General features: G+C 55.8%; 26 protein-coding genes. 5 read left to right on the top strand and 21 right to left on the bottom strand.

Annotated elements, in window-relative coordinates:
- The 9 genes from F153LOC_RS16430 to fkpA form a co-directional block, all read right to left on the bottom strand.
- The coding region (locus F153LOC_RS16430; RefSeq protein ID WP_233213764.1) for a GTP-binding protein at nucleotides 1–194 on the bottom strand (194 nt) is incomplete at its 3' end.
- A 68-nt stretch (nucleotides 195–262) separates the two neighbouring features.
- The gene (gene fusA, locus F153LOC_RS16425) at nucleotides 263–2,377 is read right to left on the bottom strand and encodes an elongation factor G (protein ID WP_100778646.1); all 2,115 of its coding nucleotides are present in this window, start codon (nucleotides 2,375–2,377) and stop codon (nucleotides 263–265) included.
- 95 nt (nucleotides 2,378–2,472) lie between these two features.
- Nucleotides 2,473–2,943, bottom strand: coding sequence for a 30S ribosomal protein S7 (gene rpsG / locus F153LOC_RS16420; RefSeq protein ID WP_004106370.1), 471 nt, complete (start codon nucleotides 2,941–2,943; stop codon nucleotides 2,473–2,475).
- Between the two features lie 96 nt (nucleotides 2,944–3,039).
- Nucleotides 3,040–3,414, bottom strand: coding sequence for a 30S ribosomal protein S12 (gene rpsL / locus F153LOC_RS16415; RefSeq protein ID WP_000246815.1), 375 nt, complete (start codon nucleotides 3,412–3,414; stop codon nucleotides 3,040–3,042).
- 123 nt (nucleotides 3,415–3,537) lie between these two features.
- On the bottom strand, nucleotides 3,538–3,825 hold the full coding sequence (tusB, locus tag F153LOC_RS16410; protein WP_102105357.1) for a sulfurtransferase complex subunit TusB: 288 nt from the start codon (nucleotides 3,823–3,825) through the stop codon (nucleotides 3,538–3,540).
- 7 nt (nucleotides 3,826–3,832) lie between these two features.
- Entirely contained in the window at nucleotides 3,833–4,192 is a 360-nt protein-coding gene (gene tusC, locus F153LOC_RS16405) for a sulfurtransferase complex subunit TusC (RefSeq protein WP_100778644.1), read from the bottom strand.
- Nucleotides 4,192–4,578 (bottom strand): sulfurtransferase complex subunit TusD, encoded by a 387-nt coding sequence (gene tusD / locus F153LOC_RS16400; protein ID WP_102105356.1) that lies wholly within the window; start codon nucleotides 4,576–4,578, stop codon nucleotides 4,192–4,194. The genes tusC and tusD overlap by 1 nt, the downstream gene beginning before the upstream one ends.
- Nucleotides 4,578–5,300, bottom strand: coding sequence for a transcriptional regulator (locus F153LOC_RS16395; RefSeq protein ID WP_100778642.1), 723 nt, complete (start codon nucleotides 5,298–5,300; stop codon nucleotides 4,578–4,580). Before F153LOC_RS16395 ends, tusD begins: the two co-directional genes overlap by 1 nt.
- A gap of 164 nt (nucleotides 5,301–5,464) precedes the next feature.
- On the bottom strand, nucleotides 5,465–6,286 hold the full coding sequence (fkpA, locus tag F153LOC_RS16390) for an FKBP-type peptidyl-prolyl cis-trans isomerase (protein ID WP_095283677.1): 822 nt from the start codon (nucleotides 6,284–6,286) through the stop codon (nucleotides 5,465–5,467).
- A gap of 236 nt (nucleotides 6,287–6,522) precedes the next feature.
- Here fkpA and F153LOC_RS16385 point away from each other — a divergent pair, with 236 nt between their 5' ends.
- The gene (locus F153LOC_RS16385) at nucleotides 6,523–6,741 is read left to right on the top strand and encodes a protein SlyX (RefSeq protein ID WP_100778641.1); all 219 of its coding nucleotides are present in this window, start codon (nucleotides 6,523–6,525) and stop codon (nucleotides 6,739–6,741) included.
- 178 nt (nucleotides 6,742–6,919) lie between these two features.
- Here F153LOC_RS16385 and slyD read toward each other — a convergent pair whose 3' ends face one another.
- The 4 genes from slyD to kefG form a co-directional block, all read right to left on the bottom strand.
- The gene (gene slyD / locus F153LOC_RS16380) at nucleotides 6,920–7,507 is read right to left on the bottom strand and encodes a peptidylprolyl isomerase (RefSeq protein ID WP_095283679.1); all 588 of its coding nucleotides are present in this window, start codon (nucleotides 7,505–7,507) and stop codon (nucleotides 6,920–6,922) included.
- A 94-nt stretch (nucleotides 7,508–7,601) separates the two neighbouring features.
- Nucleotides 7,602–7,802, bottom strand: a complete 201-nt coding sequence (locus tag F153LOC_RS16375) for a YheV family putative zinc ribbon protein (RefSeq protein ID WP_102105355.1) — start codon at nucleotides 7,800–7,802, stop codon at nucleotides 7,602–7,604.
- Between the two features lie 10 nt (nucleotides 7,803–7,812).
- Entirely contained in the window at nucleotides 7,813–9,618 is a 1,806-nt protein-coding gene (gene kefB / locus F153LOC_RS16370; protein ID WP_100778639.1) for a glutathione-regulated potassium-efflux system protein KefB, read from the bottom strand.
- The gene (kefG, locus tag F153LOC_RS16365) at nucleotides 9,618–10,172 is read right to left on the bottom strand and encodes a glutathione-regulated potassium-efflux system ancillary protein KefG (RefSeq protein WP_100778638.1); all 555 of its coding nucleotides are present in this window, start codon (nucleotides 10,170–10,172) and stop codon (nucleotides 9,618–9,620) included. The genes kefB and kefG overlap by 1 nt, the downstream gene beginning before the upstream one ends.
- A 121-nt stretch (nucleotides 10,173–10,293) precedes the next feature.
- Between kefG and F153LOC_RS16360 the strand changes: the two genes are divergently transcribed.
- Both F153LOC_RS16360 and F153LOC_RS16355 read left to right on the top strand, forming a co-directional pair.
- Nucleotides 10,294–12,198, top strand: a complete 1,905-nt coding sequence (locus tag F153LOC_RS16360; RefSeq protein ID WP_102105354.1) for an ABC transporter ATP-binding protein — start codon at nucleotides 10,294–10,296, stop codon at nucleotides 12,196–12,198.
- A gap of 15 nt (nucleotides 12,199–12,213) precedes the next feature.
- Nucleotides 12,214–13,146 (top strand): LysR family transcriptional regulator, encoded by a 933-nt coding sequence (locus F153LOC_RS16355; protein WP_100778636.1) that lies wholly within the window; start codon nucleotides 12,214–12,216, stop codon nucleotides 13,144–13,146.
- 78 nt (nucleotides 13,147–13,224) lie between these two features.
- On the opposite strand, the gene mdcH is transcribed toward F153LOC_RS16355, so the two are convergent.
- The 8 genes from mdcH to mdcA all read right to left on the bottom strand — a co-directional run bounded on the left by mdcH (nucleotide 13,225) and on the right by mdcA (nucleotide 20,276).
- Nucleotides 13,225–14,121, bottom strand: coding sequence for a malonate decarboxylase subunit epsilon (gene mdcH / locus F153LOC_RS16350; protein ID WP_102105353.1), 897 nt, complete (start codon nucleotides 14,119–14,121; stop codon nucleotides 13,225–13,227).
- The gene (locus F153LOC_RS16345) at nucleotides 14,118–14,738 is read right to left on the bottom strand and encodes a malonate decarboxylase holo-ACP synthase (protein WP_102105352.1); all 621 of its coding nucleotides are present in this window, start codon (nucleotides 14,736–14,738) and stop codon (nucleotides 14,118–14,120) included. The genes mdcH and F153LOC_RS16345 overlap by 4 nt, the downstream gene beginning before the upstream one ends.
- Before the next feature lie 2 nt (nucleotides 14,739–14,740).
- Nucleotides 14,741–15,700, bottom strand: a complete 960-nt coding sequence (locus F153LOC_RS16340) for an AEC family transporter (RefSeq protein ID WP_100778633.1) — start codon at nucleotides 15,698–15,700, stop codon at nucleotides 14,741–14,743.
- Between the two features lie 128 nt (nucleotides 15,701–15,828).
- Complete coding sequence (mdcE, locus tag F153LOC_RS16335; protein WP_100780802.1) at nucleotides 15,829–16,629, bottom strand: biotin-independent malonate decarboxylase subunit gamma; 801 nt, start codon at nucleotides 16,627–16,629, stop codon at nucleotides 15,829–15,831.
- Nucleotides 16,629–17,462: a biotin-independent malonate decarboxylase subunit beta gene (locus F153LOC_RS16330; protein ID WP_102105351.1), complete on the bottom strand. Its 834-nt coding sequence runs from the start codon at nucleotides 17,460–17,462 to the stop codon at nucleotides 16,629–16,631. The genes mdcE and F153LOC_RS16330 overlap by 1 nt, the downstream gene beginning before the upstream one ends.
- Nucleotides 17,455–17,754, bottom strand: coding sequence for a malonate decarboxylase acyl carrier protein (mdcC, locus tag F153LOC_RS16325; protein WP_100778631.1), 300 nt, complete (start codon nucleotides 17,752–17,754; stop codon nucleotides 17,455–17,457). The genes F153LOC_RS16330 and mdcC overlap by 8 nt, the downstream gene beginning before the upstream one ends.
- Nucleotides 17,755–17,763: 9 nt before the next feature.
- Nucleotides 17,764–18,621, bottom strand: coding sequence for a triphosphoribosyl-dephospho-CoA synthase (locus tag F153LOC_RS16320; protein ID WP_100778630.1), 858 nt, complete (start codon nucleotides 18,619–18,621; stop codon nucleotides 17,764–17,766).
- Entirely contained in the window at nucleotides 18,621–20,276 is a 1,656-nt protein-coding gene (gene mdcA / locus F153LOC_RS16315; protein ID WP_100778629.1) for a malonate decarboxylase subunit alpha, read from the bottom strand. The genes F153LOC_RS16320 and mdcA overlap by 1 nt, the downstream gene beginning before the upstream one ends.
- Nucleotides 20,277–20,555: 279 nt before the next feature.
- Between mdcA and F153LOC_RS16310 the strand changes: the two genes are divergently transcribed.
- Both F153LOC_RS16310 and F153LOC_RS16305 read left to right on the top strand, forming a co-directional pair.
- Nucleotides 20,556–21,578: a hydrolase gene (locus F153LOC_RS16310; protein ID WP_102105350.1), complete on the top strand. Its 1,023-nt coding sequence runs from the start codon at nucleotides 20,556–20,558 to the stop codon at nucleotides 21,576–21,578.
- Entirely contained in the window at nucleotides 21,575–21,793 is a 219-nt protein-coding gene (locus F153LOC_RS16305) for a YheU family protein (protein ID WP_095283693.1), read from the top strand. Before F153LOC_RS16310 ends, F153LOC_RS16305 begins: the two co-directional genes overlap by 4 nt.
- The last annotated feature ends 17 nt before the right edge of the window (nucleotides 21,794–21,810 follow it).

The following is a 21,810-nucleotide window of genomic DNA, read 5'->3' as shown; positions in this document are numbered from 1 at the left end:
GTGTAAATGGTGATACCACGAGCTTTTTCTTCTGGTGCGTTATCGATCTGATCGAATGCACGAGCAGAACCACCGTAGGTTTTAGCCAGAACGGTAGTGATTGCAGCAGTCAGGGTAGTTTTACCATGGTCAACGTGGCCGATAGTACCAACGTTGACGTGCGGTTTTGTACGTTCAAATTTTTCTTTAGACACGGCTATATTCCTTACTATAGTGCCCCCTCACCGAGGGGACACGGGATTTTGGTTTTTAAACCTGAGGCTTATTTGCCACGGGCTTCGATTACGGCCTGAGCAACGTTGTTCGGCGCATCATCATACTTCAGGAATTCCATGGAGTAAGATGCACGACCTTTAGTCAGAGAACGCAGCTGAGTTGCGTACCCGAACATTTCTGACAACGGAACTTCAGCATGAATCTGAACGCCAGTAGCGTTAGATTCCTGACCTTTCAGCTGACCACGACGACGGCTAAGGTCACCGATAACGTCACCGGTGTTCTCTTCCGGAGTCTCTACTTCAACCTTCATGATAGGCTCAAGCAGAACTGGTTTCGCTTTCTTAAAGCCATCTTTGAAGGCGATAGAAGCGGCCAGTTTAAACGCCAGTTCAGAGGAGTCAACGTCATGGTAAGAACCGAAGTGCAGACGCACGCCGAGATCTACTACCGGGTAACCTGCCAGAGGGCCAGACTTCAGCTGCTCCTGGATACCTTTATCAACGGCAGGGATGTATTCGCCAGGAATTACACCACCTTTGATGTCGTTGATGAACTCGTAACCTTTCGGATTTGAGCCCGGCTCCAGTGGGTACATGTCGATAACAACATGACCGTACTGACCACGACCACCAGACTGCTTAGCGTGTTTACCTTCAACATCGGTAACTTTCGCACGAATCGCTTCGCGGTAAGCAACCTGAGGTTTACCCACGTTAGCTTCAACGTTGAATTCACGCTTCATACGGTCAACGATGATGTCGAGGTGCAGTTCACCCATACCAGCGATGATGGTCTGGTTAGATTCTTCATCAGTCCATACGCGGAATGATGGGTCTTCTTTAGCCAGACGGCCCAGAGCCAGACCCATTTTTTCCTGGTCAGCTTTGGTTTTTGGTTCAACGGCGATAGAGATTACTGGCTCAGGGAACTCCATACGCTCCAGAATGATTGGGTGATCTGGGTTACACAGGGTGTCACCAGTAGTCACGTCTTTCAGACCGATAGCCGCAGCGATGTCGCCTGCGCGAACTTCTTTGATCTCTTCACGTTTGTTCGCGTGCATCTGTACGATACGACCGAAACGTTCACGTGCAGCTTTCACGGAGTTCAGGATGGTGTCACCGGAGTTAACCACGCCAGAGTACACGCGGAAGAACGTCAGGTTACCCACGAACGGGTCGGTAGCGATTTTGAACGCCAGTGCAGCAAACGGCTCGTCATCACTTGCGTGACGTTCAGCCGGAGTGTCTTTACCGTCGTCCAGGATACCGTTGATCGCAGGAACATCTACTGGAGATGGCAGGTAATCAATTACCGCATCCAGCATTGCCTGAACACCTTTGTTCTTGAACGCAGAACCACAGGTTACCAGGATGATTTCGTTGTTCAGAACGCGCTGACGCAGAGCTTTCTTGATCTCTTCTTCAGTCAGTTCTTCACCACCCAGGTATTTCTCCATCAGCTCTTCTGAAGCTTCAGCAGCGGACTCGATCAGGTTCTGGTGCCATTCGTCGGCCAGGTCCTGCATGTCTGCTGGAATATCTTCATAAACGAAGGTGACGCCTGCATCTTCTTCGTTCCAGTTGATGGCTTTCATTTTCACCAGGTCAACAACACCGGTGAAACCTTCTTCAGCACCAATTGCCAGCTGAAGCGGAACCGGAGTCGCGCCCAGACGGGTTTTGATCTGACCAACAACTTTCAGGAAGTTAGCACCCATACGGTCCATTTTGTTAACGAACGCGATGCGTGGAACTTTGTATTTATTAGCCTGACGCCATACGGTTTCAGACTGTGGCTGAACACCACCAACTGCGCAGTAAACCATTACTGCACCATCAAGAACACGCATGGAACGTTCAACTTCGATAGTGAAGTCAACGTGCCCCGGGGTGTCGATGATGTTTACGCGATGCGGTTCATACTGCTTAGCCATACCTGACCAGAATGCAGTAGTCGCTGCGGAGGTGATGGTAATACCACGCTCCTGCTCCTGTTCCATCCAGTCCATGGTAGCTGCGCCGTCATGAACTTCACCGATTTTATGGTTTACACCGGTGTAGAACAGAATACGTTCGGTAGTAGTGGTTTTACCGGCGTCGATGTGCGCACTGATACCGATGTTACGGTAGCGTGCGATGGGTGTTGTACGAGCCATTTGATTCCTCGTTTGATTCTTTGGCGTTCAGTTAAGTAACCCAGAGCGGGCGGCTTCTCTGAAGCGCCCGCCTGGTGACTATGACTCCGAAGGGATTACCAACGGTAGTGTGCGAACGCCTTGTTGGCTTCTGCCATACGGTGAACGTCTTCACGTTTCTTAACTGCAGTACCTTTGTTGTCTGCAGCATCAGAAAGTTCGTTCGCCAGACGCAGAGCCATGGATTTATCACCGCGTTTACGAGCAGCTTCAACGATCCAACGCATTGCCAGAGCATTACGACGAACCGGACGAACTTCAACTGGAACCTGATAAGTAGAACCACCAACGCGGCGGGACTTAACTTCTACGGTTGGGCGAACGTTGTCGAGAGCGACTTCGAAAGCTTCCAGTTCATTTTTACCAGAACGCTGAGCCAGGGTCTCCAGCGCGCTGTATACGATTGCTTCTGCAGTAGATTTTTTACCATCTACCATCAGGATATTTACAAATTTTGCCAGCAGTTCTGATCCGAACTTAGGATCTGGAAGGATTTTACGCTGACCAATGACGCGACGACGTGGCATGGGAATACTCCGTTGTTAATTCAGGATTGTCCAAAACTCAAAGAGTTTAGTTTGACATTAAGATAAATCAGTTTGGCCTTACTTAACGGAGAACCATTAAGCCTTAGGACGCTTCACGCCATACTTGGAGCGAGCTTGCTTACGGTCTTTAACGCCGGAGCAGTCGAGCGCACCACGAACGGTGTGATAACGAACACCCGGAAGGTCTTTTACACGACCGCCACGGATCAGGATCACGGAGTGTTCCTGCAGGTTGTGACCTTCACCACCGATGTAGGAAGTCACTTCAAAACCGTTGGTCAAACGCACACGGCATACTTTACGCAGTGCGGAGTTTGGTTTCTTAGGAGTGGTGGTATATACACGAGTACATACGCCACGTTTCTGCGGGCAGGCTTCCAGCGCAGGCACGTTGCTTTTTGCAACTTTGCGAGCGCGTGGTTTGCGTACCAGCTGGTTAACTGTTGCCATTAAATAGCTCCTGGTTTTAGCTTTTGCTTCGTAAACACGTAATAAATCGCCTCATACAATATGAGGACGCGAAATTTTAGGGCCACGCCGAAAAGGTGTCAAGAAATATACAGCGATCTCACCTCACCAACTCATTTGAGTTGTGTGTTTCACCGAGAGATTGACGAAATCAGTATAGCTAACCACGTCGATTTTGGCTGAAATTTGAGCAGCAAGGCCGCGTGCATCAATGTCTTCCTTTAGTGCAGAGACAGTAATGGGGGCATTATTGAGCATTTCAACAAAGCGGCTGCCTTCAATTGCGGCCAGCACGCCGTCCTGAATCAGCAGCAGGTCGTCGCCGTCGGCCAGCATTCTCAGCAACCCGTCGATATCGCACTGCCACGGAGAGTGGCTCAAGGTATGGAGCATGACGGCCTCAGAAAGTCAGAACAGTATGATATTGAGAGAGTTGTTCGCGTAACACTTCGGGCGCGACGACAGTCACATCCAGAACCATAGCGGTGTTTTTATCCAGCCCGCGCTCTTTTAGCGATGCCGCACAGACCCAGAAAGTCTCGATGTCGTACAGGGGCAGAACTTTGAAGGTCGCAATATAGTCACGCGCCAAAATCTGCTGAGGCTGTTGCCCGGCCAAAAGCTGGAGCACGCCATCACCGATAAAGAAGACACCGATATCTTCCGTCAGAGCCGAGGTCGCTAAAAGCGCATCAAGCCCTTCCCTGCCGGCTGCACTGCCGTGCGGGGCAGAAGTAAATACAAAGGCAACGCGGTTCATCAGAATTGTACCATCCGATCGCTGGTCAACGCCGCTTGAGCCAGCGCGCCTAAGCCACTGAGGGAAAAGCCAGGCTGGAGATTCGCCCCGGCAAGGCCAAGACGCTCGGCTTCTGCTTCATCCGTCACACCGCGACGCAACGCCGCCGCGACACAAATGTGCAGCTCGACGCCCTGTAACTCATTAAGTTTCTGCCAGCCGCGCACCAGATCAAACTCATCCGACGCAGGCGAGGTCAACTGGTTAGCGTTGTAGACCCCTTCCCGGTAGAAAAAGACACTGCTCAGCTGATGCCCGGCAGCCAACAACGCCTCGGCAAACTGAAAAGCGCTACTGGCCTGCTGAGTACCGTAAGCCGGGCCTGTCACCATGATGGCAAAACGCATTACTTCTCTTGTCCCAGGAAATCACCGCTTTTGAACTGGCGGATGTAAAGATAAACCGTGTGCTTGGAAATGTTCAGGCGATCTGCCACCTGGTTAATCGCATCTTTAATATCGAAAATGCCTTTTTCATAGAGGTTCAGCACGATCTGACGGTTCTTAGCGTTGTTCGATACGTTGCGATCGGCATTGACCTCTTCGATGGTGAACTCCAGCGTCTGGGTGACGAGGTCTTCAACGGAAGACGCAAAGTTCACCGACGAGTTCACTTCCGGCGTTTCAGGCGGAATAAAGGTGCTCATGATTTGAGAGAACGGCACATCAAGGTTCATGTTGATACACAGCAGTCCGATTACGCGGTGCTCGCGGTTACGGATGGCGATCGTTTCTGATTTCATCAGAACGCCGCTTTTGGCACGAGTGAAATAACATTTGGAGACGCTGCTGTCCGCGCCGGTCATGTCGTGCAGCATACGCAGTGCAAGGTCGGTAATTGGCGATCCAATTTTGCGGCCAGTGTGCTCACCATTAGCAATGCGGATGGCGGAACATTTCAGATCTTGCAGGGAGTGCAATACGATTTCGCAGTGGGAGCCAATGAGCATCGCTAACCCGTCCACCACCGCTTCGTAGGATTTGAGAATATCGAAGTCGGTCTGATCGAAAGGACGTTGATCCAGCAAATCGAGTTCACTGGTTTCGTTGGTTAAAAGCGACCTGGACATGAAAAAAACACTCCTTTTCAGGAGCCTGTCATTAGGTTGTCAGGGCAGGCTCATATTTACACGGACAACTAAATTAATACAGCGTAGGTAACGCTTTCCAGTGTTAATTATATCTGCCCCACAATAAAAAAACCGCCGCCTTAAAGGCGGCGGATTTCAGCGTTTTACTTCTTCGCTGCGTCTGCAGCTTTATCATCTGCAGCAGCATCTGGTTTGGCATCTGCCTTCGGTGCTGGTTTGATGTCCAGCAGCTCAACATTGAAGACCAGAGTGGAGTTAGCCGGAATACCCGGAACGCCCGTTTTGCCGTAAGCCAGATCCGGTGGGATTACCAGCTGAATTTTGCCGCCTTTCTTGATGTTTTTCAGGCCTTCGGTCCAGCCTGGGATAACACCGTCAAGACGGAAGGAGAGCGGTTCACCACGGGTATAAGAGTTATCGAACTCTTTACCGTCGATCAGGGTACCTTTGTAGTTCACAACTACGGTATCGCTGTCTTTAGGCGCATCGCCAGTACCGGCTTTCTCTACTTTGTACAGCAGACCGGTAGAAGAGGTTTTCACACCCTTCTCTTTAGCAAAAGTATCGCGGTAGGCTTTGCCTTTCGCTTCGTTGTCTTTTGCGTCTTGTTCCATCTTGCCCTGAGCAGCACCTTTCACGCGAGCTTCAAAAGCCTGCAGGGTCTGTTCGATTTCCTGGTCAGACAGTTTGCTCTTGTTTGCAAACGCATCCTGAACCCCGGCGATCAGCTGGTCTTTATCCAGTTTGATGCCCAGTTTCTCTTGCTCTTTGAGAGAGTTTTCCATGTAACGGCCCAGAGATGCGCCCAGCGCATAGGCTGATTTCTGGTCGTCATTTTTGAACGCAGCTTTACTGTCTGCGCTTGCAGCAGGCTTCGCAGCGGTATCAGCAGCGAAAGAGAGCGGCGCATTCAGTGCGACGGCCATCGTGGTCGCCAGCAGCGTTACTTTAAACAGTGATTTCATCCATTTCTCCAGGACCGGGGCCTCTCACCCCAGCGTTAAACGTATATGAGAAGCGTACTATAGAACGTTGAAGAAGAAATCTACAGACAGACTCTCCCTAAACTCGCTTCTTTTCAGACTATTTTTGTTTAAATAAGTTTCTTGCATTAAGGCAGGATGCTTTACAGAGGAGTAAACTCGGGTAAAATTCGCCGCCGCCAACGCCCCTGGCGTGCGAAATCACAGAGAGGTCAATCATGCAAAATACGACATTGGAAGCGCGGCTGGCCGAGCTGGAAAGCCGCCTGGCTTTTCAGGAAGTGACCATCGATGAGCTGAACCAGACGGTGACGGCTCACGAACTGGAAATGGCCAAACTGCGCGATCTTCTGCGCCTGCTTACGGAAAAAGTGAAAGCGACGCAGTCGTCACACATCGCCTCACAGGCAGAAGAGACGCCCCCACCTCACTATTGAGGCATAAAAAAAGCGGGAACATTTCCCGCTTTTTTGTGCCTGCGACACTGCTAAATTACCCGGTCATACGCGTTGCAGAAAGGTGACTGGTTAGAACATTCCCGAGAGCATAGAACACTCTACAACCGGGACTGGAAAACGCAGTCAACGCCTCTGCGGCTCGAAAGACGCCGGTGATTTAGTGGCAGCCGCAACCGCCGTTACCACCACAACCGCCTTTGCCGTGCTCATGACCGTGGTCATGATCGTGGCCGTGACCACCGCAGCAACCGTCATGGTCGTGATCGTGGTCGTGACCATTTGCACCGTGAACGTGGCCATGAGCCAGCTCTTCAGCAGTCGCTTCACGAATCGCGATAACTTCAACGTTGAATTTCAGGTTCTGGCCAGCCAGCATGTGGTTACCGTCAACCACAACGTGCTCGTCTTCAACTTCTGTGATTTCAACAGGTACTGGACCCTGGTCAGTTTCAGCCAGGAAACGCATGCCAACCTGCAGCTCGTCAACGCCCATGAACACGTCTTTAGGAACGCGCTGAACCAGATTATCGTCGTACTGACCGTAAGCGTCATTCGCGCCTACAGCAACATCAAATTTGTCGCCAACAACATGACCTTCCAGCGCGTTTTCCAGGCCGGAAATCAGGGAACCGTGACCATGCAGGTAGTCCAGCGGCGCACTCACCGGAGACTCATCAACCAACACACCGTCTTCTGTACGTACCTGATAGGCCAGGCTGACCACCAGGTCTTTTGCTACTTTCATGATATCTCCTGAGCGTGGGAAAATTGCTGGCGCAGATTGTAGCGGAAATCTGCACCCGTGTACCCTTTAGCTTAAAAAATCTGAGGGCATATCGCTAGTCCGGATGAAAAATGCCGATCACTTGCTCTTCTTTGCGAACGTGCTCGCGAACCTCTTTATCCGCCTCGCGCATCTGGTGCCGGCACTTAACACACTCAACAATATCGATATTATTCTCGCGCCACATGGCCAGGGTATCTTGCGCCTGGCAGGACGGGCATTTTGCGCCTGCAATAAAACGTTTACGAACTGCCATACTTTTTCCCCTATTCAAATTCATCCCAGCCATCGAGCTGACGCCGTTCCTTCTGCATCTCACGCTGGAAGATCTCTTCCAGCTCACGGCGAGCTTCCCGCACGCGGGAGATTTGCGCCGTATCGCTATGGACGGGCATTAACTCGCGCAGCATACGCATATCAAGGCGGCGGAAATGTAGCTGGGCGCGCAGCGCCTGGTGCGGATGCATCCCCAGCGAAACCAGCGTCTTACGGCCTAGCTCAAGGGCGCTGGAAAACGTCTCACGCGAGAAGTTTTTCACCCCCGCCTGCAACAGCTCATGGGCTTCTACACGCCCTCTGGCGCGCGCCAGAATATGCAGATGCGGGAAATGCTGCTGACACAGCTCCACCAGCTTCATCGTATCTTCCGGTTCATTACAGGTGATGACGATAGACTCTGCGGCCTCGGCACCTGCTGAACGCAGCAGCTCAAGCTGCGTCGCATCGCCGTAATAGACTTTATAACCGTATTTGCGCATCAGATTTACTGCGCTGATATCACGCTCCAGCACCGTAATGCGCATCTCATTGGCCATCAGCAAGCGGCCAATCACCTGCCCAAAACGGCCAAAGCCCACCACAATTACCTGTGGTTTATCGTCTTCCACCCACGGTGTTTCCGCTTCGTCTTCCGGCGGATTGAAGCGGCGCGACAGGGATTTATCAATCAGCTTCATCAGCAGCGGCGTGGTCATCATCGACAGGGTGACCGTCACCAGCAGCAGCGCCATCTGATCATCCTGAAATAAACGCTGGGACGATGCTGTGGAGAAGAGCACAAATGCGAACTCTCCCCCCTGACTCAGCACGCCCGCGAACTGCATGCGCTCAGAACTTCGGAGGCCGTAAATCCGCGCCAGGGCGTAAAGCACGCCGGTTTTCACCGCCACCAGCACCGCGACGCTGATCACCACCCACAGCAGATGGGTGTAGAGCACGCCAAGGTTGAGCGCCATACCGACAGAGATAAAGAACAGCCCTAACAGCAACCCCTTAAAGGGATCGATGGCAATCTCCAGCTCGTGACGATATTCACTCTCTGCCAGCAGGACACCCGCGATAAACGTCCCCAGCGCCATCGACAGCCCCAGCGCATCCATAAACAGCGCGGACCCCAACACCAGCAGCAGCGTCGCCGCGGTAAACACTTCCCGCACGCCGGACGCCGCAATAAAGCGAAACACCGGACGCAGCAGGTAACGCCCGCCAATCAGCATGCCTCCAAACGCCAGCACCTTCATGCCAACTTTCATCCAGTCGAAATGATCGTCGCCAGACCCGGCGAGCAGCGGCACCAGCGCTAACGCGGGGATCACCGCTAAATCCTGAAACAGCAAAACGGAAAAACCGAGCTGTCCCGACTCGTTGCGATTCATCCCCTTATCACGCATCAGCTGCAGCGCCATCGCCGTCGAAGACATCGCCAGACCAATCCCGCCGATCACCGCCGCCTGCCACTTGAACTCGGTCAACATCAGCAATCCAGCGAGGATCACCGCGCTGAACAGCACCTGTGCGGCGCCAACGCCAAAAATCGAGCGCCGCAGGTGCCAGAGCTTCGCAGGATTCAGCTCCAGCCCAATGATAAACATCAGGAAGACCACACCCAGCTCAGAGAAGTGGAGGATTTCATCCACGTCGCTTATAAATCCAAGCCCCCACGGGCCTATTGCGATACCTGCCAGCAGATAGCCCAGTACCGCGCCGATACCCAGCCGGGAGGCCAGCGGCACGGCCACAACCGCCGCGAAGAGGAACAACACACCAGCCAGTAACAGATCAGAACCTTCCATCAGCGGCCTCCTGTCAGAATCGGTGAGGCCAGCCAGTCGCCATAGGCTTTGGCATGATTCGCCAGCTCTTTTGAGGGCTGGCGGCGCGCCCAATAGACCACAATCGGGCTCATCCACTGCATACGGCACATGGCCGCTGTCAATTCAAAAGGGCGCAGAATATCGCTCATGGGATAGCGGTTTAGCCCGTCGTGACGGTAGGCGCTCTCGGGTTCACCGGTCGTGATGACACTCCGCCAGTACTTTCCCGCCAGCTGGTTTCCCCCTGGTCCACTGGAAAAGCCGCGGGTCAATACCCGGTCCAGCCACTCTTTCAGCAACGCCGGACAGCTGTAGGTATAAAGCGGATGCTGGAACACAATCACGTCATGCTGACGCAACAGTTCCTGTTCGTGTGGGATATCAATAAAAAAATCAGGATAGTGCGCGTACAGGTCGTGCACCGTCACATTGCTGAGTTGTCGAGCCGGTTTGAGCAAAACCCGGTTAGCGACCGAGTCCTGTGATTCCGGATGGGCATACAGCAGCAGCACTTTTGCTGTCTGGGACATCATTCCCCTCCCGGGTCGTCATCATTGCCATTTTGGGCTAACATGGCACTCCCGCGTCAGGCGCGGTACAACATTTAACTCCATTATAATGACAACTTAACATAGTCGGAACACACGGCGCTCTATGATTGTTTTCTCCTCGTTACAAATTCGTCGCGGCGTACGCGTCCTGCTGGACAACGCTACAGCCACCATTAACCCTGGGCAAAAAGTCGGTCTGGTGGGCAAAAACGGCTGCGGCAAATCCACTCTGCTGTCGCTTCTGAAAAACGAGATGAGCGCCGATGCAGGGAGCTTCACCTATCCGGGAAACTGGCAGCTGGCCTGGGTTAACCAGGAAACCCCTGCCCTGAGCGTTCCGGCGCTCGACTATGTGATTGATGGCGACCGCGAATACCGCAAGCTGGAAGCCGAGCTGAACGCCGCCAACGAGCGTAACGACGGCCACGCCATCGCCACCGTTCACGGCAAGCTCGACGCCATCGACGCCTGGACCATCCGCTCGCGCGCCTCCAGCCTGCTGCACGGTCTGGGCTTCAGCAACGAGCAGTTAGAGCGCCCGGTGAGCGATTTCTCCGGCGGCTGGCGTATGCGCCTGAACCTCGCGCAAGCGCTGGTCTGCCGCTCGGATCTGCTGCTCCTCGATGAACCGACCAACCACCTTGATCTCGACGCGGTGATCTGGCTGGAAAAATGGCTGAAAAGCTATCAGGGTACGCTGATCCTGATCTCCCACGACCGCGACTTCCTCGACCCGGTCGTCGATAAAATCATTCATATCGAACAGGAATCGATGTTCGAATATACGGGCAACTACAGCTCGTTCGAGCGCCAGCGCGCCACACGCCTGTCACAGCAGCAGGCGATGTACGAAAGCCAGCAGCAGCGCGTTGCCCATCTGCAAAGCTTTGTTGATCGCTTTAAGGCCAAAGCCTCCAAAGCCAAACAGGCCCAGAGCCGCATCAAAATGCTCGAGCGCATGGAGATGATTGCCCCTGCGCACGTGGATAACCCGTTCCACTTTAGCTTCCGCGCCCCGGAAAGCCTGCCTAACCCATTGCTGAAGATGGAGAAGGTCAGCGCCGGCTACGGCGAGCGCATTATTCTCGACTCCATCAAGCTCAACCTGGTGCCGGGTTCTCGCATCGGTCTGCTCGGGCGTAATGGCGCAGGTAAGTCCACACTGATTAAACTGCTGGCGGGCGAACTGAACCCGGTCAGCGGCGATATCGGGCTGGCGAAGGGCATCAAACTGGGCTACTTCGCCCAGCATCAGCTGGAATTTTTACGCGCAGACGAATCGCCGATTCAGCACATGGCGCGTCTGGCACCTCAGGAAATGGAGCAGAAGCTGCGCGACTACCTCGGCGGTTTCGGCTTCCAGGGCGATAAAGTCAGCGAGAACACCGAGCGCTTCTCCGGCGGGGAAAAAGCCCGTCTGGTGCTCGCGCTGATCGTCTGGCAGCGTCCGAACCTGCTGCTGCTCGATGAACCGACTAACCACCTGGATCTCGATATGCGTCAGGCGTTGACCGAAGCGTTGATCGAATTTGAAGGCGCCCTTGTTGTGGTTTCGCACGACAGGCACCTGATCCGCTCCACCACCGATGACCTCTATCTGGTGCACGATGGCAAAGTCGAACCGTTCGACGGCGATCTGGAAGATTATCAGCAGTGGCTAACGGACGTGCAGAAGCAGGAAAACCAGCCTGCCGATGACGCGAAAGATAACGCCAACAGCGCTCAGGCGCGTAAAGACCAGAAACGTCGCGAGGCAGAACTGCGCACGCAAACCCAGCCGCTGCGTAAAGAGATCGCGCGTCTGGAAAAAGAGATGGAAAAACTGCACGCGCAGCTGGCCACGGTGGAAGAGAAGCTCGGCGACAGCGGCCTGTACGATCAGGCGCGCAAAGCCGAGCTGACCGAGTGCCTGCAGGTACAGGCCAAAACCAAATCTGGCCTGGAAGAGTGCGAAATGGCGTGGCTGGACGCGCAGGAACAGCTGGAAGAGATACTGCAAACCGATTAATGGATCAGGAAGGTTATGACTATCGACATCACGAGCGACATCACATTTCGCAAACTGAGTATTTTCATGACCTTCATGGAAAAGGGCAATATCGCCCGCACCGCCGAGGCTCTGGGCCTGAGCGGTGTCAGCGTGCACCGCGCCCTGCATACCCTTGAAGAGAACGTTCGCTGCCCGCTGTTCACCCACAAAGGACGCAATCTGATTGCGCTACCTTCCGCCTGGACACTGCTGGAGTATTGCCAGGAAGTGATGCAGGTGATGGAGCGCGGGCTGGAAGAGTCGCGCAAAATCGCCGGGATAGGACAGGGGCGCCTGCGCGTCGGTACGCTCTACTCCCTGACGATGGAAACCGTCCCACGGCTGATTATGGGGATGAAACTGCGCCGTCCGGATCTGGAGATGGACCTGACGATGGGCTCTAACGACACCCTGCTCCATCTGCTCGATGAAGGCGCGCTGGACGCAATCCTGATCTCCATCTCCGAAAGCGATATCGACCGAAATACCCTCGAAGTGCTGCCCCTGTTCCACGACGACATTTTTCTCGCTGCGCCCGCGTCGGCCAAACTCAACAGCAACGGCCTGGCCGATCTGCGCGATTACAAAGATCAGAAGTTTGTCTCGCTGGCGGAAGGGTTTGCCACCTACGCCGGTTTTCAGGACGCGTTCCAGATTGCCGGTTTTGAGCCGGAAATCGTCACCCGTGTGAATGATATCTTCTCGATGTTAAGTCTGGTGCAGGCGGGTGTGGGCTTTACGCTGATGCCCGGCAGGATGAAAAAGGTCTACGAGAACTCCGTGCAGTTGCTGAAGCTGGCGCAGCCGTACCAGATGCAACAGCTGATCGCGATTGTCTTTGCCCGCAACCGCGAGCAAGACCCGAGCCTGCGGGCACTGGCTGCAGAGGGGCGAATGTACGCCCGCAGTTTGCAGGACGGTAGCTGATGCTTTGCCGGGTGTAACTCCGCGTTACCAGACGCAGGATTTTCCAGGAATTAAAACCCGTCGCCAGCAGGCAAAAAACTACCCGCGAAGACGTTTTGCCAGATGCACCGCCACATCCACACCGCTGCGCTCGAGTGAAACCGCTTCACCTTCCCACGCCGCCTGTCGCGTCAGGCACGTCAGCACACCGCCGGGAGGCATCTCTATCGCCAGTCGCGCCTCACGCTCGTTGGCGGAAATCACCGCCTCCTGCCAGCGCACCGTACGCGCCATGTTCATGGCTAAATCGTCGGCAATTTTCTCCGGCGCCCATAATACGCGTCCGGTACTGCCGCTGAGCCAGGCACAGCGCGGGCGAGAAAGGGTCACATGGCTGAACGCCTCCGCCAGTTTCTGCGCCGGTGCCGCCAGCAGTTCACAATGCGAAGGCACACTCACCGCCAGCCGATGAGCTTTATTCGCGCCCTTCTCCAGCGCGCGTTTTGCCACTTCGGCCATTCCCTCATCGGTGCCGGCAATCACAATCTGCGTTTCCGCGTTGAGGTTAGCGATGTACGTGCCAGTGCCCGCAAGCAGCGCCTCCACCTGTGGCAGCGTCAGCCCCATGATGGCCGTCAAACCGTAGCCGTGGGGATACGCCTGCTCCATCAAATCACCGCGCAAGGCCACCAGCTGAAGCGCGTCGGTAAACGTCAGTGCACCGGCGATCACGGCAGCAGGATAAGCACCAATCGACAGGCCGCTAACAATATCTGGCGTCACGCCACGTCGTTCCAGTTCTCGCGCCCAGGAAATGCCAGCGATCAGAAGAGACAGTTGCACCGCGCGGGTGTGTTTCAGCGCGTCGGGGGAATCCAGCCGATCCGCTTCTTCACCCAAAACCTCGCGCGCTACCGCTCTCTCTGTACCCGGCAGGTCCTGCAGCATGCCTGCACGCTGCGTCCCCTGTCCCGGGAAGGTAAACAAAATTTTCATGACTCCTCCCTGCCCCACGGGTCGGCTACCAGGCGGGGCCCACGATGCGTTTTTAGCAGCGCTCCGCCCTCGCGCAGCCACTCGTTCAGCGCGAACCCGCCCGCAGGGGTTTCCACCTGCGTATCCACGCGGCACAACGCACTACCGAGCTGCGCCGCCCAGCGCTGGAACGCTTCCTGAGGCAGCGGCACGGGCGCCCGGATCAGCAGATCCAGATCGCTCTCGGCATGGATCACCGGAACGCCGGTTGCCAGCGCATAGCCGGTACTGCCGGTTATCCCCCACGTCCAGGGCCACGCCTGCTGCGCAACCTGAAACGCCACCTGCACGGGCGGCTGGGTGATAAACGGCGAGCGCAGCAAATCGGTCGCGACGCTTAAATCTTCCGGAGATACCACGCGGGTCACGCGCTCGGGGTTAACCCAACCGGCGGCGCGTTGTTCGCGCTTCAAACCGCGTACGCCGACGGGGATCCGTCCGATACCATCAACATCACGCCGCACCACCACAGGCAGACCGGTATGCCACACGCCATCCACCCAGGATTCGGTGATACCTTCCAGCGCGTCGCGCGCGTTAAGCCAGATAAGATCGTGCGGGCGTAATGTTTTGATCATAATTACATTCCTGAAGTCAGCGAGATAAACAGCGGCAGAGACAGGATACACAGGACCGAGCTTAACAGCAGCACCGCTTCTGCATCAGGAGACTGCACGCCAAAACGGTTGCCGAAGACCACGCCAAAGAAACCTGCGGAAAGCGCAATCATCAGAATTGCCGTGATCGCCACAGATCCATGCAGACCGAAAATTAGCACCAGACCCCAGGCAATGGCAGGCTGAATCAGCAGTTTGGCAATAGTGGACGTGATCACCATGGTGTTGATTTGCAGTTTGCGCGCAGAGAGGATCACCCCGGTCAGGAACAGCGCTGCCGCCGTAGCTGCCAGACCCAGCGGTTTAATCGCTGCCAGAACCAGTTCCGGCATTTTGATACCAATAGCCGACAGAATTACCCCAAGCAGCGGGCCCATCACGATCGGTTTTTTGATAGAGCGCCACATCAGCACCGGCAGCATCGCCAGAGTCGAACCGCTGTTGCCGCCTTCGGCACGCGCTTTTTCGCGCTCCAGAATCAGCAGGCAGAACGGCGTCATCAGGACAGAACCACAGGCGATGGAGACCGCCACGGAGAGCGAGGTGGACGAACCTTCCCCGAGCACGCTGCCGAGAATGGGCAGACCGAGCGCCGCATAGTTAGGCAGGGCCACCGTCAGGGTCAGTACGGCCGCATCCTGCGGGGATTTTTTAAAGACCTTGGTGGCCAGGAAATAGATCGCCGCATAGGTGATCCACATCGCCAGCGTCAGCACCAGAATCAGCGGCGACTGGGCGAGGATACCCGTCCACGGGGTTTGTACTGTGGCACTAAACAGCGCCGCAGGCAGCGCAAAATCCATCACAAAGATATTCAGCAGGGAGACATTTTTGTTGTCGACCATTTTGGCCTTACCGGCCCAGAATCCCAGCAGCATGATGACAAAAATCGGAGCAAGAGCATGAACAATTACGTAAGTCATAAATCACCTGTAATTTAAAAAAAGAGATAGCACTGGCGCGATGATTATTATTTTCAGGATGCAGGTTCCCGCGCAGGCGCAGCGAGTGCGCCCACGTGGCCCTGCATCTGGCAGGACTTTTTTTTTAATTACCAGCTTGCTCGCATACGTTCGCGTACCAGAGCAGAGCTGCGGCGGTTGTCAGCACCCAGACGGCTTTTCAGCGTGGTGTCCTGACGTGCGTCGTTGATGGCCTGTTGCAGAGTGGTTTTCACCTGCGCCAGATCGCTGTCGGAAGGGGCGTCCGGGTTGCTGATGTCCAGCAGATCGGCGAGCAGCCCGAGCGTGGCGTAGTTACTGATGTCGTACGCCATTGGCGGGATGGTGGCCGCCAGTTTTTCCAGCGCGTCGACGGTGCGCAGGGTGATACGTGCGGCAGACTCTTTGCCCATCGCATGAATCAGTACACCCTTGTCGTTGAAAGCAATCAGGCGGTTTGCCTGGTAGCCGTGTGCCAGGAAAGCACCCGACATCGCTTTGCCGACGATGAGGCCGATGACCGGATGACCGGCCAGACGCGCATTGGCATACGCCGCAGCTGCTCCGGCCAGCGCCTGATGGATACCGAACGCCTCTTCGCGACGGCCATACGCCTGGCTCGGTACGTCAATCACCGCCACGATAGGACGTTTAACGGCTTTATCGGCATCAGCGGCAATGGTTTCGCTCACCACTTTAGCCAGCGTCCAGCCCTCCAGCAGCCCCACTTCACCCTGCGCGGCGCGCGGGAAATGGTTGTTCGCATCCGGGACCACGGCAACGAAACGTACGGTCTCACCGTTCAGTTCACCGTCAGCGGCCTGCACGGACGGGCATAGCCCTGACAGACGTTGGGCATGTGGGGCGAGCGTTTGCAGCCAGAGTTCGCCGCGGCTGATTGTAGTAGTCATCATTTCACCTCCCGGGCAAAAAGCGCATGGATCTGTTCGGTATCCGCCTGTTTGCGGGTGTCGAAATGGCTCAGTCGATTCAGGTAACCATCATAGTTATCGGTGCGATGCGCAGCCGGAACCCCTTTGGCAATAGCCTCGTTCATCGCCTGTTTCACCGCGTTCACGCCGTCGCCCACCAGCGCATCCACCAGACCACTTTCATAGCGGATTTCGCCGCCGGTCATGCTCCAGATAAACGGACGGTCGCGGGAGTCGTACTCATCAATCCCGGCTTCCTGCTCGATAACCTGCGGGCCGTTAAGACCGAGACGTGCTTCGCGGGTGACAATCAGATAGCTGCACAGGGCCGCCGCAATCGACATCCCACCGAAGCAACCGACGGTCCCGGCGACAATACCGATGACCGGCGTATAGCGACGTAAATCGACAATCGCCGCGTGAATATCAGCAATCGCCGCCAGACCAAGATTCGCTTCCTGCAGACGAACGCCGCCGGTTTCGAGGCAAAGCACCGCCTGGGTCGGGATACCGTTGCGGTTATCTTCTGCCGCCAGTTCCAGTGCGGCGGCCATTTTGGCCCCTGAGACTTCGCCCATACTGCCGCCCTGGAACGCACCTTCGATCGCCACGACGACAGCAGGCTGACCGTTAATGGTCCCTTTCGCGACCACCATCCCGTCGTCTGCCTGCGGCACGATACCCTGTGCGCCCAGCCACGGAGAGGTAATGCCTTCAAACGGGTCCAGCAGTTCACGGTAGCTGCCATCGTCCAGCAGCGCGTGCGCACGCTGGCGCGCTTTTAATTCGATAAAACTCAGATCGTCACGCATGGCTCACCTCTTCAAAGACCTGTTCAATACGAATGCGCGCCACGCCAGGGGTGGCACCAAAGTCATGAATGGTGAGGCGACCGGCAGGCAGGCTGCTCACGGTGTGCAGACGGTTGAATAGCGCCTCCCAGCGACCACGGCTGTTGTCGACGGAAGTGGTGATATCGATGGTTAAGGTCTGGCTCTGGTCGGCGGTGAATAGCACCTCCATATCACCAGAACCGACAACCCCTGCCAGCGCCCTGCCGCTTACTTCGCGGCTGGCTGGCACGGTCAATGTGATTTTTTCCATAACATCCTCTTAATGCTTTGAATAAGGCGTCTCGACGCGGTCGAGGAACAGCGTGGCGGCAAGCAGATCGGCGGCACCACCCGGAGAGGCGTTGAGCGCCAGCATCCGGCGGTCAAGTTCCGCCAAAGCGCGCTGGCCTTCCGGCTGCGCGGTTCCGCCCGCATTCAGCACGGCGCGAGCGCCGTCCTGCATCGTCTCCAGCCCTTCCATCCCGGCGCGGGAGAGCACGCAGGTGTCGGTCAGCGAGGTCATGATGGCCATCAGCGCATCAAGCCTGGCGTGCGATTCGCTGCTGCCGTTCAGGCGGCTGAGACGAAGCTGCGGCAGTGCCCGCTGTAAAACGTGTGGGAACGCCTGCTGCGCCTCTTCGCGTGCACCCGGCACCCGGTAGCGGTGCGTGGCGCGAAGCCCTTTGCTGAACACTTTCGGGGCGGCGTCATCGGGCAGCGTGGCCAGTTCGGCTGCAGTCCGTGCGATAGTCTGCGGACGCGCGTCGCCGCCCAGCATCGCTACCGCGCTTACCAGCAGCCCGAGCGCCCAGATTGCGCCACGGTGAGTGTTCACTCCCTGGGTGGCCGCCATCATGTTCTGCTCGCCCTCACGGCCGAGCCTGCCGATGGTTTGTCTGAGCGCAATGTCGGCCGGACGCTGCCAGCTTTGCTGCGCCAGTGCCTGAAACGTGGGGGTCAGGCTGTGCGCGGAACGCTCCATTAACGCGAGCGAGAGATCCAGGTGCGCGCCATTCCCCCGACTGTCCACCAGACCGGGTTTCGGGCTTAATCGTGCTTCGTCAATCAGACACTGCGTGGCGGTTCGCGCCAGCCATTCGGCACCGCCTTCAACCTGAATCTGTGGCAGAAGTTTCATTACCAGCTCCGGAATTTCGCAGGTGGGTTGTAAAGACCGCCGGACCATTCCACCAGGTCAGATACACTCCCGGCTGCCAGCAGAGATCGGGTCGCATCGGTACGACGAATACCCATATCTTCCGGATAGACCACTTTGCCGCTCTGGCGCAGCGCGGCGACGCGTTTGGCGTCCACGCCCAGGCCGATGTCGGTGATCCCGGCCACTGCCGCAACCATTGCGCGGCGCTCTTCGAGATTTTCAGCGCGATAGAGGTACGCAATCCCCTCTTCGGTGAGCACGTGCGTCACGTCATCGCCGTAAATCATGACTGGCGCCAGCGGCATCCCGGAGGTTTTCGCCACTTCAACGGCATCGAGTTTTTCCACGAAGGTCGGTTTAACGCCCGCCTGGAAAGTTTCCACCATCTGCACCACCAGCTTTTTACCGCGCTGCATCGGGTCTGGTTCGGTGATCATGTTGAGCCATGCTGGCGTGGCATGACGACGACCGTGGGGATCGTGACCCATGTTTGGCGCGCCGCCGAAGCCCGACAGGCGACCGCGGGTCACAGTCGAGGAGTTGGCATAGCCGTCAACCTGGAGGGTTGAACCGATAAACATATCCACCGCGTACTGGCCTGCCAGCTGGCAGAATGCACGGTTGGAACGCATCGAGCCGTCGGCACCGGTAAAGAACACGTCAGGACGGGCACGGATGTACTCTTCCATCCCCAGCTCACCGCCGAAGCAGTGGACGCTCTCGACCCAGCCGCTTTCAATCGCCGGAATCAGCGTTGGGTGCGGGTTCAGGGTCCAGTGCTTACAGATTTTACCCTTCAGACCGAGCTGTTCGCCGTAGGTCGGCAGCAGCAGCTCAATCGCTGCGGTGTTAAAGCCAATACCGTGGTTCAGAGACTGCACCTGGTGTTCCGCGTAGATGCCCTTAATCGCCATCATCGCCATCAGGATGTGTTCTTGTTTGATGAGACGCGGGTCGCGGGTAAAGAGCGGTTCGATGAAGAACGGCTTGTCGGCAACGACCACGTAATCAATCCACGAGCCAGGAATATCGACGCGCGGCAGATCGCACTCGTCGTCCACCAGCTCGTTCACCTGAGCGATGACGATCCCGTCGTGGAACGCGGCGGCTTCCACCAGCGCAGGCGTGTCTTCGGTGCTTGCGCCGGTATACAGGTTGCCTTTGCGGTCCGCTTTAAAACCGGCAATCAGCGCCACGTTCGGTGAAAGATCGACGTACAGGCGGGAGTAGAGTTCGATGTAAGTATGAATGGCACCGATTTCGAGCTGGCCGTCCTCCAGTAGCTGCGAAATACGCAGGCTTTGGGTTCCGGAGAAGGAGAAATCGAGTTTGCGGGCGATGCCCTTTTCGAAGATATCGAGATGCTCGCTGCGACCGACGCTTGGCATGATCATATGCAGGTCATGCACGATTTGCGGATTGACCTCGGCCAGTGAACGGGACAGAAAATCAGCCTGCTTTTGGTTGTTGCCTTCCAGTACGACTTTATCGCCCGGAGCAATCAGTTTTTCCAGCATGGCGACAAGATCGTCGGTTGGCAGAACCTTGCCTTGCACCGGGACAGAAGCCAGGCGGCGCGCTTTTTCAGTGCGACGCGTGTTCCAGACCCGGGCGGGTGTTTGCCCAGATAACATTATTAACCTCCTGATTCAGCACATCATTCTGATTTGCTTAACGCTGAACAAAGTGTGCGCTCTGGTGAGAAAGGCATCAATTAAGCGTAGTGTGGAATCATTAGCCTGAGAGTAATAATCGAGGTAAAGATTTGTGATCGAGATCAGTTCGCATCGCGCGAAAAAATGCCAGAGGTGGCAGAAATGGCTGAATCGGAGGTAAACGCTCTTCGTTTTTATAAACAGGGTACAATTCGGAAGGTATAGTAAATGACTGACAAGAATTAACATTGCATCGTTATGACTCAAATTATTCCATCAGATTTCGACATCGCAAGCGATGAGAGCGCAGCATTCGTCCCCATGCGGGGTGTGGCGAACCCACATCTGCAGACCATGCTGCCGCGTATTTTGCGCCGAAAACTGCAGTTTACGCCGCACTGGCAGCGCCTCGACCTGCCGGACGGAGATTTCGTGGATTTAGCCTGGAGCGAAGATCCCGAACAGGCCAGGCACAAACCGCGTCTGGTGGTGTTTCATGGCCTGGAAGGGAGCCTGCACAGCCCCTATGCCCACGGGCTGATCCACGCGGCAAAATCACGCGGCTGGCTCGGCGTCGTGATGCACTTTCGCGGCTGCAGCGGCGAGCCGAATCGCCGTGAGCGAATTTATCACTCCGGTGAAACCGAAGACGGCACCTGGTTTTTACACTGGTTAAGCACTACCTTCGGTACCGTGCCGACAGCCGCCGTAGGCTACTCCCTGGGCGGTAATATGCTCGCCTGCCTGCTGGCAAAAGAGAGCAATAACGTTCCGCTGGATGCGGCGGTGATTGTCTCCGCACCGTTCATGCTTGAGCAGTGTAGCTACCATATGGAAAAAGGTTTTTCGCGGGTCTATCAGCGCTATCTGCTCAACCTGCTGAAAGCTAACGCCGCGCGTAAGCTAAAGGCCTATCCGGACACCCTGCCCATCAGCCTGCAACAGCTGAAGCGGATGCGTCGTCTTCGCGAGTTTGATGATCTGATCACATCGAAGATCCACGGCTTTGCCGACGCGATCGACTACTATCGTCAGTGTAGCGCGATGCCGTTGCTGAACCAGATCACCAGGCCGACGCTGATCATCCATGCGAAGGATGATCCCTTTATGGATCATCACTCCATCCCGGCCCCGGAACATCTGCCTGCGAACGTGCAGTATCAGCTGACCGAACACGGCGGCCACGTCGGCTTTATTACCGGGACGTTACTGCGCCCGAAAATGTGGCTGGAATCGCGCATCCCTGACTGGTTAACCCCATTTCTGGAGAGAGTAAAATGATGATTCCCTGGCAGGATCTGGCTCCCGAAACGCTGGATAGCCTGATTGAAAGCTTTGTATTACGCGAAGGCACCGATTATGGTGAACATGAGCGTTCGCTCGAACAAAAGGTCGCCGATGTAAAACGGCAGCTACAGAGTGGCGAGGTGTTGCTGGTGTGGTCTGAACTGCACGAAACCGTCAACATCATGCCGCGCAATCAGTTTCGCGGTTGATTGTTCCATCTTTCCAG

The organism is Lelliottia sp. F153 (genome assembly GCF_002870005.1).
Classification (GTDB): Bacteria; Pseudomonadota; Gammaproteobacteria; order Enterobacterales; family Enterobacteriaceae; genus Enterobacter; species Enterobacter nimipressuralis.
The sequence above is the reverse complement of the archived record's forward strand: the minus strand, read 5'-3'. Positions and strand labels throughout refer to the sequence as shown.